We start from the raw sequence: 14,962 nt of genomic DNA, 5'->3' as shown, positions 1-14,962 counted from the left end.
TCTATTTAAAGAACCTGGTTTCGTCGTCAGAAATAAACATGCATATCATTGATATGATACATGCATCATCTTCAACTTCCCCACGCTGGTACGAGCCAGATCAGGTCCAAAGGGTTAAGAAGCTTATACTTCTCTCTCAGCCCATTTACGGGCACCCCTAGTCACTTTTATTGATTTCCACATCAGTGTAGCATAGAGACATCATGAAGAAAAGAAGATTCAGGAAAATAGTTCCTTTCCCCTACAAGCGTTATAGATCATGTTGATATACAGTCTTCTATACATCATCTATCTCTCTCATTTCAATTAAATCTGAAATAATCATTGATCCTTTTCTCCTATTATGTATAATTAATCTAAACGGAGAATTTTTATACAATTCATTTAAAGGAAGTTCTAGTCGATTGCAAACATTTCTCACATTTATCGTCGTAGGATTCTCAATTGCTCTGCCTGTTGGAGCAATCACGGTTGAAATGACAAAACAGGGACTGAAAAACGGATTTTTTCATGGTTTAACTGTCGGAGCAGGCGGTATGACCATAGACTTATTACTTATCTTGGCTTTATATGCTGGATTTGCTCAGTTTTTATCTTTGCCGTTTGTTCAAATCCCGCTCTGGCTGATCGGAGCTGTATTTTTAATGATTCTCGCATACGATTCCATTAAAAATGCGGATCAAGATATTCATTTAGCAGGAGAAAAGGTCAATAAATCATTCGCGAAAACATATCGAAACGGCTTGCTCGTGGCGGTATCTCCTGGAAATCTTGTGTTCTGGGTTTCTGTTTTTGGTGCTGTACTTGCGGATGCTTATACAAAAACAGATTCATCTGAATTTATGCTGGCTGCCGGCGGTATTTTGGCAGGGATTCTCCTTCATGACATCGGTCTCCTCACACTTGTATCCTTAACAAGAAAAGTGATGAATCGGACGATGATCAAGTGGACATCCATTATTGCTGGTATTTTATTATTAGGGTTTGGCTGTTATTTCTTTTACGAATTTTATATAGGCATCAAGGTTTATTTTTAAGAAAAAGGCTAAAGTTCGTGATGAACTTTAGCCTTTTTGTGTCAAACTATCGGGTCATGCCTGTTTGTCCTGTTTCAAATTGCGTTCTTCTCATATCTCTAAAGCGTGTGAATGCACCTTCATCTTTCATGACTTGGACTGCTCTTCCATCCGCATAACGAGTCGCTGCTTCTTCTATTTGTGATACACCTTCTGACGTCAGGCGGCCATCTGATTTAATGGCAATATACACATTCTCATCCGTCACCATGACTTGAGAGTCTGCCACATGATTCATTTTATTGACGCGGTTGGCAATTTTTCTTGAACGCTGGATGTTCTCTTGTTTATCGTAGCCTGAGAACGACATTTGGTTATGATAGTTCATATCTCCATGACTGTAGCGTCCATCTCCACCTGCAAGAGGCATTCGATCATCAGCTTGAGGACGTGTACGGTAATCAACATTCGTTGTATTCCCACCGTTCATCCCTTCCATGAGTTCAGAAACTGGTCCTTGATGATCTTGGTTATTGTCATCTGCACGGTTATTCGAATGATATCCGACCGGCTGACCTGATTGATTATGCCTTGTATCTACACCTGCATTGTCATTTGTACCACATGCTGTTAACCCAATAGGAAGAAGCACTAATGCGATTGTTTTTTGCCATTTTTGTCTCAAACGAAAAACCCCCTGTACAAATTCAATCTCATGAGCGCGAAACAGGCTCTGTTTTAGCATGTACAGTTAGGAAGAAAATCAAGCTGTCAGTTATAAACAAAAAAAGGAACGATTGAGATCGTTCCTTCTGTCATTAATCCTCTTCTTCCTCCTCCGGCCTTGCAAATACGGATTGGCCTGGATATGGCTGCATATAAGACTGAGCAGGATAAGCACCCATTTGGCCATAAGGAACAGGATTCGGATAATGTCCTGGCCAAGGCTGATGATGCTTCATGCCATCATCACATCCGCAGTCTTCCTTGCCGTATGCTGCATTTGAGACGTTTGGATAAAAGCCTTGATTTACGTTGGCATTTGCATTGGCGTTTGAATGCATATGGTGATGCCAGTGATGTCCGTCGTTTGCATGGTGCTCATGATTTTCCCCGTAGTAAGCAGGCGCTTGATACGCAGGATAATATGGATGAGCCGGGTATGGATATGGCATCATATGATGGTGATAATATGGATGGATAGGATAACATAGTCCTGATCCCGGTAAAATTGGCGATGCCGGCACCATTTGCTGCGGATATGGATACATCCCCGGCATGTAATGACCATGACCATAACCAAAATAAGGATCATATGGTTCATGATGATGGTGCTGGTGATGATGCTCGTTATTTTCAGCCACTTCTCCTACCGCTGCCCCTCCCACATTTGGCATTTGCGGGAAGTTAGGAAGGTTTGGGTAATTGCCATGCTCCATGTCTTTTCCCTCCTCTTTTTGATGCGGAATATGAATAAACGGGTCATATCCCTTTGCCACTTCATCTTTTAGATGACCTTTATTTTCATGGTGAAAATGGTCTTTGTTATCTTTATGGTCCTTATTTTCATGATGGGAATGACCCTTGTTATCTTTATGGTCTTTATTCTCATGATGAAAATGATCCTTGTGATCTTTTTTCTCGTGAACGTGATCTTTTTTCTCATAATGATCTTTTTTGGGAGGAGGCGTGAATGGCTGGTAGAGATTGGTCTGATAATAGTTCACATCGACTTGTGGAAAAACTGGCTGCTCGATCTTTGGCACTGGCGGTACATAAGGTACCGGTTCATTTGGCTTTTCCTTCGGTTTTGTATCTTGCACTTGCACGACATCTTTTGGCTTTTCTTTCACATACGGATGTTCTTTCGTTTTTGGCATTTCTTTTGCTTTGTGATGATCTGTTTTTACAGGAACACCACTAGATGGAATTTTAATCTTCATACCCGGCATGATCAAATCAGGATTACTGAGCTGAGAATTTAGTTTTTTCAATTCTTGAAAGTCGACTCCGTATTTCTTTGAAATTTTCCAAAGGGAGTCTCCTTTTTGCACAATATGAATTTTCAACGTTTTCCCCTCCTATGCAAAACGTGAACGTAACGGTTATGTCAGAAGTACAATATGTTTCAACATAAATTTATGCCTATTTACAAGCCGATATGATAAAAACTTGTTTTCTGATAGGAGGGGCTGAATCATTATTTAATGGCGAGCATTTTCTCGAGTGCAAGCAAAGCGTCTTTCGTGATGTCTTCATTGACCTGTATCAACCCGACCGGCTGACCCTTTTCAATGCTTTCAAGTGACCATAGCAAATGAGGCAGATCAATCCGGTTCATCGTCAAGCATGGACACATATCTGGGTTAAGGGATTCAATTTGTTTATCTGGGTGCTGCGCTATGATCCGTTTGACTAAATTCATCTCTGTTCCAATCGCCCACTTGCTGCCTGCTGGCGCCTGTTTGATCGTATCAATAATAAATTTCGTTGAACCTGCTAGGTCAGAAGCCCTTACGACCTCATGCGTGCATTCAGGATGGACAAGAATTTGAATGTCACGGTCTTTTTTTCTCATTTCTTCTATATTCCGAACGGTAAACTTCTCATGTACGGAGCAATGGCCTTTCCATAAAATCATCTTGATTCGGGAAAGCGGCTGATCGGTGATGAGCTTTTCTTCTATCTGATCCCAGACAGCCATTTCTTCTAGCGGAATACCTAAATCAAAAGCCGTATTACGCCCTAGGTGCTGATCAGGCAGAAATAGAATCCGCTCTTTTTTTGTCAGCGCCCACTCAAGAACTTTTTTAGCATTTGATGAAGTAACAGTCGCCCCGCCATGCTTGCCGACAAATGCTTTAATATCTGCTGTTGAATTGACATACGTAAGCGGAAGTATTGTATCTCCAAACAGATCAGTGAGCTGCTCCCATGCTCTGTCTGTTTGTTGCATGTTTGCCATATCTGCCATGGAACAGCCTGCCCTCATATCTGGCAATACGACGCTTTGATTCTTGTTTGACAGCATATCTGCCGTTTCTGCCATAAAGTGAACACCGCAGAACACAATGTATTCAGCCTCGTGATTGTCGGCCGCTATTTGTGCCAGCTGCAATGAATCTCCTGTTGCATCTGCAAATTCGATGACCTCATCCTTTTGATAATGATGGCCCGGTATAAAAAGCTTTGATCCAAAAGCCCGCTTGATTTCTAACACTCGCTGCTTCATTTCATCATCAGAGCGGTGTTTATATTCATCTGGCATCATGGCTGCATGTTGATTGGCTAATACATTAAGCATGGACATAAGTTGTTCCCCCTTTATGACTAAATTCCATATTCATACTAAAATCAAATGCTGGAGCAGAATGTGTGAGAAAACCAAGTGAAATCAAGTCGACTCCTGTCCCCCTGTAGCTTGGCAATGTCTCTAGCGTAATGCCCCCTGAAGCCTCTGTCAGAATAGACTCTGGCGTCATTTGTTTAAAACGTTTAACCTCGTCCGGAGAGCAGTTATCAAACATGATGACATCCGCTTTTGCATCAATGGCTTCCATTAGCTGCGTTTCTGATTCAATTTCCACTTCAATTTTCACCATATGACCGGCATATGCTCTTGCTTTTTCTACAGCTTCACGAATAGAACCGCATGCGGCAATATGATTATCTTTAATCATCACCCCATCTGATAAGCCAAAGCGATGATTCTTTCCACCGCCTGTCTTCACTGCGTATTTCTCTAACATACGCAAGCCGGGTGTCGTTTTTCTCGTATCACAAATCGTAATAGACGGGTCACCTAATCGCTCCACCGCCTGATGTGTTAAGGTGGCGATACCTGTCATTCGCTGCAATAGATTTAAAATGACCCTCTCTCCCTTTAATAAGTCGTTGACTGGGCCCTTTATTTTCGCCAGTACAGCGCCTGAATGAATCCAATCACCTTCTTGAAAAAACAGCTCAGTTTGAATCTGTTCATTCAACAGGCGGTACCCTATATCAATCAGTTGTGATCCTGCCAATACACCAGATTGTTTCGCAATGATAAGAGCTGTTCCTTTCTTGTCTCCAAAGATGGCATCAGCTGATACATCTCCAAAGCCAATATCCTCTGTAAAAAAATGAGTGAGCATTTGTTTTAACAGTAAACGTTCCATTTGGCACCGATCCTTTCATTTTTCATGATATGAATTTGACCTTTTTCATGAACAATCTGCCTGCCCTGCCACAACGCATCACTTCGCTCTGGATAATCCATTCGATAATGGCCGCCTCTGCTTTCTGTACGGAGTAATGCAGATTTAGCAAGGCAAACCGCTAATGCCCATTGATTGCTTAATTCGATCTGTTCATTTGTGATATCCTTCACATTAATTTGCTGAAAAGTGACATGCTGTAACGTCTGAAGCAAAGTCTGCAAGCCCTTTTCATCTCTCACAATGGCTGCAAATGTAGTCATCCATTGTCTCAGCTGATCCTTTGAAATCATTGGAACCATCCATATTTCTTGAATAGAAAAAGGTGGACTTGTTTCTTTCTGTTTAGGCAGCTGTTCAATTCTTTGTGCCGCTTTGCTGCCTAACACGAGACCTTCCAGAAGAGAATTACTCGCCAATCGATTCGCACCGTGTAAGCCAGTACAGGCCGCTTCTCCAATGGCAAATAGCGCTGGAACAGTCGTTTCTCCATATTCATTGACACTGATACCGCCCATTAAAAAGTGCATACCCGGGGAAATTGGCAGCCTGCCGCTCGCCATATCGACACCTGCACGCTGGCACATCGCATCTATTGCGGGGAAACGAGCTGAAAAATGCGGAATAGCATGGATGTTAAGATACAATTGATGGCCTAATTGCTGCTCATGAAAAATAGCTCTAGCGACCACATCTCTAGGTGCTAAATCAGCTTGTGGGTGAATACCATTCATGATCCGCCTGCCTGTTTCATCTTCTAAATAAGCTCCCTCCCCCCGTACTGCCTCTGAAATGAGACCAACTGCTTTTCCATCGATTGTCAAAAGAGTTGGATGGAATTGAACAAATTCTAGATCCACTAATTGCGCACCTGCTCGATAGGCCATCATCAGTCCGTCTCCTGTGACAGAAGGATCATTTGTGTTTGTCTCATATAGGGAGCCGCAGCCGCCAGTTGATAAAACAACGGCATCTGCGGTCATCGTTTGTACGTGTCCTGTCTCGTCTTTCCATACAACACCCTTGCATGTCCCTTCATGAACCAATAGATCAATGACATGATGATACTCGTATAAATGAATATGTGAGCCGAGCTGACTTTTCAGATACTGTACAAGGGTTTTCCCTGTTTGATCTCCTCCTGCATGCAAGATGCGATGAGTGGTGTGTGCCCCCTCTTTGCCTAATTGCGGCTCTCCCGCTTCATCTTGATCAAATGGACAGCCATCTGCTACGAGCTGCTCCACAAGATGTTTTCCAAGTCTCACGATTTCTTGTACAGTTCTTTCATCATTGTGGTCACAGCCAGCATCTAGTGTATCTTGCACATGCTGCTCAGCTGAATCATGTGCTGAAAAGGCAGCAGCAATTCCACCTTGTGCCAGCATGGAATTACTAGATGAAAATTGTTTTTTTGTCATCATGATGACCTGGCAGTTTTTCGAGATGTTTGTTGCAAAGGAAAGCGCTGCAATGCCTGATCCCACCACAATAACTTTTTTGATTGATGACACCATTGCCCCTCCTGTCATTTACACCTGTCTTGACACATATCATTACACAACACTAAAATAAATACAAGAAAAAATTTTCACACGGGAGATGGATAGGTTGGTTTATTTAGATTACGCAGCTTCTACACCTGTTTCAGAAGAAGCACTGCATGTTTTTGAGCAGCTGAGTAAAAATTTCTACGGAAATGCAAGCAGCCTTCATGATGCTGGGGGAAAAGCAAATGACATATTGACTTACAGCAGACAATCACTCGCTGCCATGATCGAGGGTGAACCAGATGGGATCTACTTTACAAGCGGTGGAACTGAATCCAATCTCCTTGCGATTCAATCGATCATCAATGGACTACCACCACATAAACAGCATGTCATCACAACATCAGTCGAGCACCCTTCTGTTCATCATGCAGTTAGCAGCTTAGAGCGTCTTGGCGTAAAAGTCACCATCATTGAACCGAATCAGGATGGAATCATAACAAAGGACATTCTCAAAAAAGCATTATTGCCTGAAACAGGACTCGTATCTATTCAGCATGCTAATTCAGAAACAGGGATTATCCAGCCGCTTGCTGAATTAGCACCTCTTTTAAAAGAAAGGAACATTCTTTTTCATACAGATGCTGTGCAAACATTTGGAAAGGTACGTGTGTCCATCAAAGACCTTGGAGTCGATGCCGTGTCCATCTCAAGTCATAAAGTGTATGCTCCTAAAGGCGCTGGTGCCGTTTATATGGGCACTCATGTTCCTTGGAAACCTTTATATACAGGAGCAGTTCAGGAAAATGGCTTACGTCCAGGGACAGTGAATGTACCGTGTATCGGTGCTTTTGCTGCTGCAAGTGAACAAGCAATGCTTAGGCTGGATGAACAGCAAAAATTAGATGAACAGCTGCGTGATTATTTTCTTCAACAGTTAAAAATCAGACAGTTGCCAGTTCGTACTCTTCAGGACAATGACAATCGCCGCACGCTGCCTCATATTATTGGTTGTTTTTTTGAAGGGTTTGAAGGACAATATGTAATGTTAGCATGTAACCGGCATGGGATTTGTCTATCAACTGGAAGCGCATGTGCTTCTGGTTATCACCATCCTTCCCCTGCTGTGAAGGCATTGCGTGTATCAGATCGTGATGCCCTTCAATTTATTCGACTATCATTTGGATGGCAGTCATCAAAAGATGACATCGATCAGCTTTTGCATACATTTGAGCATTTGCAAAAGGAGAAGAAGGGAGCTTAGGACGTGGAGCAAGAGAGGAAACTCATTGGCGAAGAAAGAAGAACCGCCATTTTAGAGTGGCTGAAAGAAACAGACACACCGCTTACTGGAAGCTTTTTAGCTAAAAAAGCGGCTGTCTCTCGACAAGTCATTGTACAAGATATTTCATTATTAAAAGCAAAAAATGAACCCATTATTGCCACAAGCCAAGGCTATGTGTATATGGCAGCGCAGCATGCGCCAGAAAGAGAAATTGAACAAATCATCGCCTGTAAGCATGATCCTGCTCGCACAGAAGAGGAACTGACCTTGATTGTAGACTTTGGAGTGACGGTGAAAGATGTGATCATTGAGCATCCTGTTTATGGTGAACTAACGGCCTCCATTCGCGTCAGCACACGGAAACAAGTCGCTGATTTTGTCCATCATATTTCTAACACCGGCGCGTCCTACTTGTCAGAACTAACAGACGGCGTGCATTTGCATACTCTCTCTTCTTACAGCCAAAAGCAGCTTGACCAAGCCATTCAAGCGCTGGATGATGCTGGGTTTTTAATAAAAGACTAAAAAAATAGTGTCCTGGTTGGGACACTATTTTTCATTCGTTAATTCATATGTTTGATAGCTGCCAAGCAGCTTGACCTCACAGCCAATCGCTTCTAATTCTTGAATCGCACCTGGGACTAGGACATCATCCATTTCTTTTTCGATATCAATAATAAATAAATAATGTCCAAGGCCTGTTTTTGTCGGACGAGATTCAATTTTTGACAAGTTAAGATTCCGCCAAGAAAAAGCAGACAGCACGCGGTGCAATGCACCTGATTGGTCATCCTTAGGCAGACTGACCACAATGGTCGTTTTTGGCTTTGATGAGAAACCAGAATTCATTGGGAACGATGCGTTAGGATCTTTATGTAAAATCACAAAGCGTGTATGGTTGTGCGGATAATCATGAATGTCTTTTTTCGCAATCGTCAAACCATACGTTTTTGCGGCAATTTCATTGGCAATAGCCCCGACAGCTTCATCTGGATGCTCACTGATGTATTTTGCTGCATAGCCTGTTGATTCCACTGGCCGGTGAGGAATATGAGGGTACTGTTTTTTCAGAAATTGATGACACTGGGCAATCGCGTGAGGATGTGATTGAATGACATCTAACGTCTCCCAGCTCTCCGCTCTTGATGGGTGGACAAGCAAATGCTGCCGTATCGGTGCTGTCATCTCCCCCACAATGGACAACGCTTCTTCATGAATTAAATAATCAATCGTTAAGTTCACAGATCCTTCGAGTGCATTTTCAAGTGGAACGACCGCCAAATCGACTTCGCCCTTTGACACAGCATCCATACATTGCGGAATCGTTGCATAGGCACGCTGCACTGCATCTTTTGGAAAACAAGAGCATACGGCCAAATGAGTAAATGTTGCCTCTGGTCCAAAATAACCTACAGTTAATTGCTTCATCTGCTATGATCTCTCCTTTTACGCCCCAGAACCTAGAATTTCAACTTTTTCGACAAATTCAAGCTTTCTTAATTGATTCATGACGGTATTAATATCATCTGCCATACCTGCCGTACTAATCGATAGGGTGACATTCGCTCTTCCTTGCAGCGGAATCGTTTGGTGAATGGATAACACATTACAGCCAGAGTCAGCCACAATTTGAAGCAGCCTTGACAGAGCCCCAGACCGGTCTTCAAGGTGGAAAAACAATGTGATGATCTGCTCTTTTACCATTGTATAAAATGGAAAAACAGCATCTCGGTATTTATAAAAAGCACTGCGGCTTAAATCCGCTTTTTGAACAGCATCGGCAACTGAATCCGCTTTTTTGCGATCGAGAAGCTTTTTGACTTCAAGCGTTTTTCGCATCGCATCTGGAAGTACATCCTCTCTTACTAAATAGAACGTTTCTTCTTTCACCTGTTTTCTCCCCTTTTAAAAACGGGAGAGCCCATGGTCTGGACCCTCCTGTTGATCAATCAATAAATTCGAATTCAAATTCAAGCAGACGAATGATGTCGCCATCTTTTGCACCGCGCTCACGCAAGGCATCATCGACACCCATACCGCGCAGCTGTCTAGAGAATCGTTTAACGGATTCATCTCTTGAGAAGTCTGTCATCTTAAAGAGACGCTCAAGTGCTTTACCCGTTAAGACAAATGTGCCATCAGGATCTCTAGAGATCTCAAATGGTGCATCGCCCTCATCAAATCTGTACATCACGCGGTTATCCGACAGCTCCTCTTCATTATAGAGCGGGAATTCCGGTGTTGTTTCAAGCTGATTGGCGATTTCAAATAAGAGCTCACGAAGCCCTTCTCTTGTGATCGCACTAATCGGGAACACTTTATAGTCATCCGTTAATTTTTCTTTAAATGCCGCTAGATTGTCAGCTGCATCTGGCATGTCCATTTTGTTCGCAACAATGATTTGCGGACGCTCAGTCAATCTCATATTGTACTGCTCAAGCTCTTCATTAATCGTCACGTAGTCTTCGTATGGGTCACGCCCTTCAAGTCCAGACATATCAATGACATGGACAATGACACGTGTACGCTCAATATGACGTAAAAATTGATGACCTAAGCCAACGCCTTCGTGCGCTCCTTCGATCAGTCCTGGCAGATCCGCCATAACAAAGCTTCGGTTATCGTCTGTTTCAACAACCCCGAGGTTCGGTACAAGCGTTGTAAAATGATAATCCGCAATTTTTGGTTTCGCAGAAGAAACAATCGAGAGCAGCGTTGACTTCCCGACACTTGGGAAACCAACAAGTCCGACATCTGCAAGTACTTTTAATTCTAAGATGACGTCACGTTCTTTACCTGGCTCACCGTTTTCAGACAGCTGTGGTGCAGGGTTTGCTGGTGTTGCGAAGCGTGAATTTCCACGTCCGCCACGTCCGCCTTTGGCAATCACAGCCCGCTGCCCATGCTCTGTCAAGTCAGCTAGTACTTGTTCCGTCTCTGCATCTGTCACAACCGTACCCGGCGGAACTTTGACAATCATTTCTTCCGCATTTCGGCCATGCTGGTTTTTACTCATTCCATGCTCGCCGCGGTCAGCCTTGAAATGGCGCTTATAACGAAAGTCCATTAACGTTCTAAGTCCTTCGTCTACTTCAAATACAACATCTGCACCATTTCCGCCGTCGCCGCCTGCTGGGCCGCCCTTTGGTACATATTTTTCACGACGGAACGCCACCATACCGTTTCCGCCGTCACCGCCTTTAACATACACTTTAACCTGATCTACAAACATAACTTCCTCCGTTTCTCTGCATCACATATCTCGTTCTTGCCTCAAACAAAGCTCAATCATGGACTCATGAGGCGTCACATGAAATTGCGTTATACTCATACATGGATAGTTTGCGTCATGAAACGCATTTAACGCATCCAAACTTGTTAATTTTCCTTTGAAATCAAAATATAAGATCACATCATTTTCTTCATGATCTGTTTGGAACGTGACCGTTAAATGATTTTCAGTTTTTTGGCAAACTGATTGATCGAATATCGAAAACAACTCCTGTGATACCGTTAGCAGCTGCGATTCATATGCTGATAAGTCTCGGGTTTCACCAAGCACTTCATATTCTAAGGTGATAAAATGCGACTCCCAATTAAATGTTAGAAAGTAATAGGCCAATTGGGGAATTTTTAAATTTGAGAGTTTGGATTCATGCTGTGCTTCAATGACCATTTCTTCTATAATTTCAAACACGCGGTCATATTTTTCTAATGTCAAGTTGCCTTTGATCAGCTGTAATTTATTCATCCAGTCGTGTCTTGAACGACTGAGCAGATAGATCAATTCATTTGTTAATGCAACGTGAGTTAATTTTTCATTTTCTTTACTTGGTATCTCTTCCATTATCGCACTCCCAATCGTTTGGTCTCTCTTTTAGGAGTCTTATCATCAATATGTCTCCCTGAATTATAACAGAGAAGACAGCATAGAAAAACACTAGTTATGTGAGGAAAGGTTGTTTTTTCTGATCGTATAGGAGAAAATGAGGCAAAGTCAGCAAACGTTCTTTGATATTTATGGAGTGCATCTTCTTTTATCATCTTCGGTACTGCTTGTAAAAAGTGAAAAAAACTCCAGTCAATGACCGGAGTTTTTAGCAATTATTGTGCCGCAGGATATACGCTCACTTTTTTACGGTCACGACCGAAACGTTCGAATTTAACCGTTCCGTCGATTTTAGCGAAAAGAGTGTCGTCGCCTCCGCGTCCAACGTTTTCACCTGGATAGATTTTCGTTCCACGTTGACGATAAAGGATAGAACCACCAGTTACGAATTGACCATCAGCACGTTTAGCGCCTAAACGTTTAGACTCAGAGTCACGTCCGTTCTTTGTAGAACCTACCCCTTTTTTAGATGCGAAAAATTGAAGATCTAATCTAAGCATGAAGTTCACCTCCTATTTTTTTGTTGATATTCTCACATAATCGTGATAATCTCGTTCAATTGTCTCTAAGGAAACGACCATGCCTTCTAAAAGCAGCTGGGCTTTTTCAAAGGATACTGGGTCTGTATCAGCTGGCAGTTCAAAAGAGAAGTAGCCGCCTTCTTCACCAATATCAAGCAGTGGGTCCAATCCTGTCAGTGCAATAATTGAATTGACTGAGCCGAAAACAACAGCAGATACACCTGCACAAACGAGATCCTGACCTTTTTCAGCAAACTCGGCATGTCCAGTCATCTGAAAAGACGTAATGCTTTCATCTGCTGATGACCGAGTAATGGTTGCTTTGATCATATCACTCACACGCCTTAAGCGTTGATTTTTTCGATAACAACTTTAGTGTAAGGTTGACGATGACCTTGTTTCTTGTGGTTGTTTTTCTTCGGTTTGTACTTGAACACAGTAATTTTCTTACCGCGACCTTGTTTTTCAACTTTAGCCGTTACTGTTGCTCCAGCAACTGAAGGGTTACCCACTTTGACAGTGTCTCCGCCGACAAACAATACGTTTTCGAAAGTTACTGTTTCACCTGCTTCAGCAGCTAGTTTTTCAACATAAACAGTTTGACCTTCTTCAACTTTTACTTGTTTACCACCAGTTTCGATAATTGCGTACATCTCTGCACCTCCTAATAAACTCAGACTCGCCGAATACAGGGGGCCATAGGCTCTTTACACCTGCTCCGCGCGGTTGTAGCACGGGTGCTACATATCCATAACATTAAAAAATATATCAAACTAGACGCAAAATGTCAATGTATTTTCACCATTAGTACGGTAAAAGAAGCTCTTCCATTGAGGAGGTCGTTCTGCGATCTGAAAAATACGCATGGAGCAGTTCATTTTCATCAAGCTGACTCATCTTCACGCCATCTCTTTCAATAATAATCGGATGCTTGCAGCCCCTTTGAAATCGTGCCATCACTTCGTAAACTTTTTCCTCTGCACTTGCTCTCAGCGGAATCAGTTTTTCTACCTTTTGCTCTTTTTTACCGTAATACCGTTCTAGTAAAAAACGAACCCTGACGTAATGCCTCTGCCTGTGCTCCATCACGAGTGAATAAGCTAAAAAAGTGAGCAGCACCCAGCCATTGAATTGCAGCGGTGCAAACAAAAGTAATCCTGCTGTCAATAGACCGAAAAAGACAAGTGAGCCTTTTATGGCTAGAGCATGTGCACGTTGGAAAGGGTAAAAAATAGATAAGAGCAAAAAGAATAATTTTCCGCCATCAAGCGGCCAAATGGGCAAAAGATTGACAAGAAAAATCGCCATATTATAAAAGGTAAACATCGTAAAGACGTCATGCGAGATAAGAGAAGCCTCCATGAACAGCCACGCCATGAGCTGGAGCGGTACATGCTGAAGCGGCCCGCACAAAATGACCGCCAGCTCCTCTTTTAGCGGACGGTTTCCATGTTCCTCTACTTCCACCGTTCCGCCAAATGGCAGTAAAAAAATCCGCCGAATGCGCCAATGATAATAGCAGGCAGCCGCTGCATGTCCAAGTTCATGGACACAGACGATCACAAGCAGGCAAAGCAGCGGCTTAATTTGACCTGACAGAATCGCAAACGCCATCACAATCCACAGCAGCGGATGGATGTGAATTTTCGTCAGCATGAGCAGCCATCTATTCAAAGGTCATCACCTGAATAGGATCGATAAACTGTTCATTTTGCTTAATGGCAAAGTAATACGTGCCCTTCCCTTGATCATCAAGCGAAATCTGACCAATTTTTTCACCTTTATCGACAAAATCGTATAAGGCCACATCGGCTTTCTTTAATTGACCGTACCAGCTATAGCTGTTATCTGCATGCTGCACCACCACGGTAAGCCCTGTGTCGCTTTTCTTTTTCACCTCGACCACATAGCCTTCCTTCATACTATCAATGGCTTCAGCGGATGTTTCAACTTTGACCCCTGCTCCATTTTGCGTAAAGGATTCCTGCACTTTACCAGAGGCAGGCACAGCTAGTTCTTGATTCGCTTGTACGTCCTTTTGGTCCTCTTTTTTCTCTGTTAAAAATGCCAGTGGATGTCCAACTGTTTTTTCAATCCAGCGGTTGGCAGCAGCAAATTGAAAATCTTGCTTAAAGGTCTGAGTAATCACCGGCTTCAGCTGCTGAAACGGACCTGCCTGACCTTTAAACGAAATGGCAGCAATCAACACAAGGGACGCTGATAATAAGCATTTAAGTACAAAGGTATTCGGGTTAAATAAGGGATGACGATATTTCTTTGGCTGATGGGACGCCGGTTCATAGGAGGTCGAGCCAGAATGCTTTTCTTCCTCTGTCAGCATAACCCATGGCGGGATATCTTCTTTTTTCTTGAAAGCCGTCTTCTTAGGAGGAGCAGCTGGCTGCATCGTTTTGCGGCGCTGCGCGATTTTCTTTCGGTACTCGTCCACTCTTTTCATGAGATCACCCTTTACATACAAACAGTTTGTACATTTTATGTGACAACCTCATCTGATATGCAACAAAAAGACCGATTCTAAATCGAATCGGTCTCAGCGTGTAG

The 14,962-nt window shown here is 42.8% G+C and carries 17 protein-coding genes, 1 riboswitch and 1 other annotated feature; of the genes, 3 read left to right on the top strand and 14 right to left on the bottom strand.

Features of this window, described 5'->3' with window-relative positions; genetic code table 11:
* Window positions 1-60 precede the first annotated feature (60 nt).
* Window positions 61-169: riboswitch (TPP riboswitch) on the bottom strand.
* Between the two features lie 235 nt (window positions 170-404).
* A complete protein-coding gene (locus tag AMR95_RS17530) occupies window positions 405-1,037 on the top strand; it encodes a LysE family transporter (protein ID WP_024423148.1) in 633 nt (210 codons plus the stop codon).
* 46 nt (window positions 1,038-1,083) lie between these two features.
* Here the strand turns inward: AMR95_RS17530 and AMR95_RS17525 are convergent, their stop codons facing one another.
* The 5 genes from AMR95_RS17525 to nadB form a co-directional block, all read right to left on the bottom strand.
* Complete coding sequence (locus AMR95_RS17525; protein WP_039180343.1) at window positions 1,084-1,701, bottom strand: YhcN/YlaJ family sporulation lipoprotein; 618 nt, start codon at window positions 1,699-1,701, stop codon at window positions 1,084-1,086.
* Between the two features lie 133 nt (window positions 1,702-1,834).
* Window positions 1,835-3,085: a SafA/ExsA family spore coat assembly protein gene (gene safA, locus AMR95_RS17520; protein WP_058838992.1), complete on the bottom strand. Its 1,251-nt coding sequence runs from the start codon at window positions 3,083-3,085 to the stop codon at window positions 1,835-1,837.
* A 131-nt stretch (window positions 3,086-3,216) separates the two neighbouring features.
* The gene (gene nadA, locus AMR95_RS17515; protein ID WP_058838991.1) at window positions 3,217-4,326 is read right to left on the bottom strand and encodes a quinolinate synthase NadA; all 1,110 of its coding nucleotides are present in this window, start codon (window positions 4,324-4,326) and stop codon (window positions 3,217-3,219) included.
* On the bottom strand, window positions 4,313-5,176 hold the full coding sequence (nadC, locus tag AMR95_RS17510) for a carboxylating nicotinate-nucleotide diphosphorylase (RefSeq protein ID WP_058838990.1): 864 nt from the start codon (window positions 5,174-5,176) through the stop codon (window positions 4,313-4,315). The genes nadA and nadC overlap by 14 nt, the downstream gene beginning before the upstream one ends.
* A complete protein-coding gene (nadB, locus tag AMR95_RS17505) occupies window positions 5,158-6,732 on the bottom strand; it encodes an L-aspartate oxidase (RefSeq protein ID WP_058838989.1) in 1,575 nt (524 codons plus the stop codon). The genes nadC and nadB overlap by 19 nt, the downstream gene beginning before the upstream one ends.
* Before the next feature lie 94 nt (window positions 6,733-6,826).
* Between nadB and AMR95_RS17500 the strand changes: the two genes are divergently transcribed.
* Window positions 6,827-7,969: an IscS subfamily cysteine desulfurase gene (locus tag AMR95_RS17500; RefSeq protein WP_197412173.1), complete on the top strand. Its 1,143-nt coding sequence runs from the start codon at window positions 6,827-6,829 to the stop codon at window positions 7,967-7,969.
* A 3-nt stretch (window positions 7,970-7,972) separates the two neighbouring features.
* Entirely contained in the window at window positions 7,973-8,515 is a 543-nt protein-coding gene (locus AMR95_RS19320) for a transcription repressor NadR (RefSeq protein WP_039180361.1), read from the top strand.
* 24 nt (window positions 8,516-8,539) lie between these two features.
* Here the strand turns inward: AMR95_RS19320 and pheA are convergent, their stop codons facing one another.
* From pheA to AMR95_RS17450, 9 genes are all read right to left on the bottom strand, one after another.
* Window positions 8,540-9,418, bottom strand: a complete 879-nt coding sequence (gene pheA / locus AMR95_RS17490; protein ID WP_024423155.1) for a prephenate dehydratase — start codon at window positions 9,416-9,418, stop codon at window positions 8,540-8,542.
* Window positions 9,419-9,436: 18 nt separating this feature from the next.
* A complete protein-coding gene (locus tag AMR95_RS17485) occupies window positions 9,437-9,880 on the bottom strand; it encodes an ACT domain-containing protein (protein ID WP_008342790.1) in 444 nt (147 codons plus the stop codon).
* Between the two features lie 55 nt (window positions 9,881-9,935).
* The gene (gene obgE / locus AMR95_RS17480; protein ID WP_039180364.1) at window positions 9,936-11,222 is read right to left on the bottom strand and encodes a GTPase ObgE; all 1,287 of its coding nucleotides are present in this window, start codon (window positions 11,220-11,222) and stop codon (window positions 9,936-9,938) included.
* Between the two features lie 21 nt (window positions 11,223-11,243).
* Window positions 11,244-11,837, bottom strand: coding sequence for a sporulation initiation phosphotransferase B (locus AMR95_RS17475; protein ID WP_024423157.1), 594 nt, complete (start codon window positions 11,835-11,837; stop codon window positions 11,244-11,246).
* Window positions 11,838-12,094: 257 nt separating this feature from the next.
* On the bottom strand, window positions 12,095-12,379 hold the full coding sequence (gene rpmA, locus AMR95_RS17470; RefSeq protein WP_003216586.1) for a 50S ribosomal protein L27: 285 nt from the start codon (window positions 12,377-12,379) through the stop codon (window positions 12,095-12,097).
* A 12-nt stretch (window positions 12,380-12,391) separates the two neighbouring features.
* On the bottom strand, window positions 12,392-12,730 hold the full coding sequence (locus AMR95_RS17465; RefSeq protein ID WP_034279847.1) for a ribosomal-processing cysteine protease Prp: 339 nt from the start codon (window positions 12,728-12,730) through the stop codon (window positions 12,392-12,394).
* A gap of 14 nt (window positions 12,731-12,744) precedes the next feature.
* A complete protein-coding gene (rplU, locus tag AMR95_RS17460; RefSeq protein ID WP_003216781.1) occupies window positions 12,745-13,053 on the bottom strand; it encodes a 50S ribosomal protein L21 in 309 nt (102 codons plus the stop codon).
* Window positions 13,054-13,065: 12 nt separating this feature from the next.
* Window positions 13,066-13,138 (bottom strand) — a sequence feature (ribosomal protein L21 leader region).
* A 66-nt stretch (window positions 13,139-13,204) separates the two neighbouring features.
* A complete protein-coding gene (locus tag AMR95_RS17455) occupies window positions 13,205-14,074 on the bottom strand; it encodes a M50 family metallopeptidase (RefSeq protein ID WP_047203338.1) in 870 nt (289 codons plus the stop codon).
* Window positions 14,067-14,858, bottom strand: a complete 792-nt coding sequence (locus tag AMR95_RS17450) for a M23 family metallopeptidase (protein WP_058838987.1) — start codon at window positions 14,856-14,858, stop codon at window positions 14,067-14,069. Before AMR95_RS17450 ends, AMR95_RS17455 begins: the two co-directional genes overlap by 8 nt.
* Window positions 14,859-14,962 lie beyond the last annotated feature (104 nt).

Origin of the sequence: Bacillus sp. G1(2015b) (assembly GCF_001482475.1) — a bacterium.
GTDB classification, from domain to species: domain Bacteria; phylum Bacillota; class Bacilli; order Bacillales; family Bacillaceae; genus Bacillus; species Bacillus safensis.
Note: the sequence above shows the minus strand (reverse complement) of the source record. Positions and strands in the feature narration are given on the sequence as shown.

Excerpts from the sequence above, each read along its gene's own strand:
- nadA (WP_058838991.1), bottom strand. The coding sequence starts at position 4,326 with ATGTCCATGCTTAATGTATTAGCCAATCAACATGCAGCCATGATGCCA.
- nadC (WP_058838990.1), bottom strand. The coding sequence starts at position 5,176 with ATGGAACGTTTACTGTTAAAACAAATGCTCACTCATTTTTTTACAGAG.
- nadB (WP_058838989.1), bottom strand. The coding sequence starts at position 6,732 with ATGGTGTCATCAATCAAAAAAGTTATTGTGGTGGGATCAGGCATTGCA.
- pheA (WP_024423155.1), bottom strand. The coding sequence starts at position 9,418 with ATGAAGCAATTAACTGTAGGTTATTTTGGACCAGAGGCAACATTTACT.
- obgE (WP_039180364.1), bottom strand. The coding sequence starts at position 11,222 with ATGTTTGTAGATCAGGTTAAAGTGTATGTTAAAGGCGGTGACGGCGGA.
- AMR95_RS17475 (WP_024423157.1), bottom strand. The coding sequence starts at position 11,837 with ATGGAAGAGATACCAAGTAAAGAAAATGAAAAATTAACTCACGTTGCA.
- rpmA (WP_003216586.1), bottom strand. The coding sequence starts at position 12,379 with ATGCTTAGATTAGATCTTCAATTTTTCGCATCTAAAAAAGGGGTAGGT.
- AMR95_RS17465 (WP_034279847.1), bottom strand. The coding sequence starts at position 12,730 with ATGATCAAAGCAACCATTACTCGGTCATCAGCAGATGAAAGCATTACG.
- rplU (WP_003216781.1), bottom strand. The coding sequence starts at position 13,053 with ATGTACGCAATTATCGAAACTGGTGGTAAACAAGTAAAAGTTGAAGAA.
- AMR95_RS17450 (WP_058838987.1), bottom strand. The coding sequence starts at position 14,858 with ATGAAAAGAGTGGACGAGTACCGAAAGAAAATCGCGCAGCGCCGCAAA.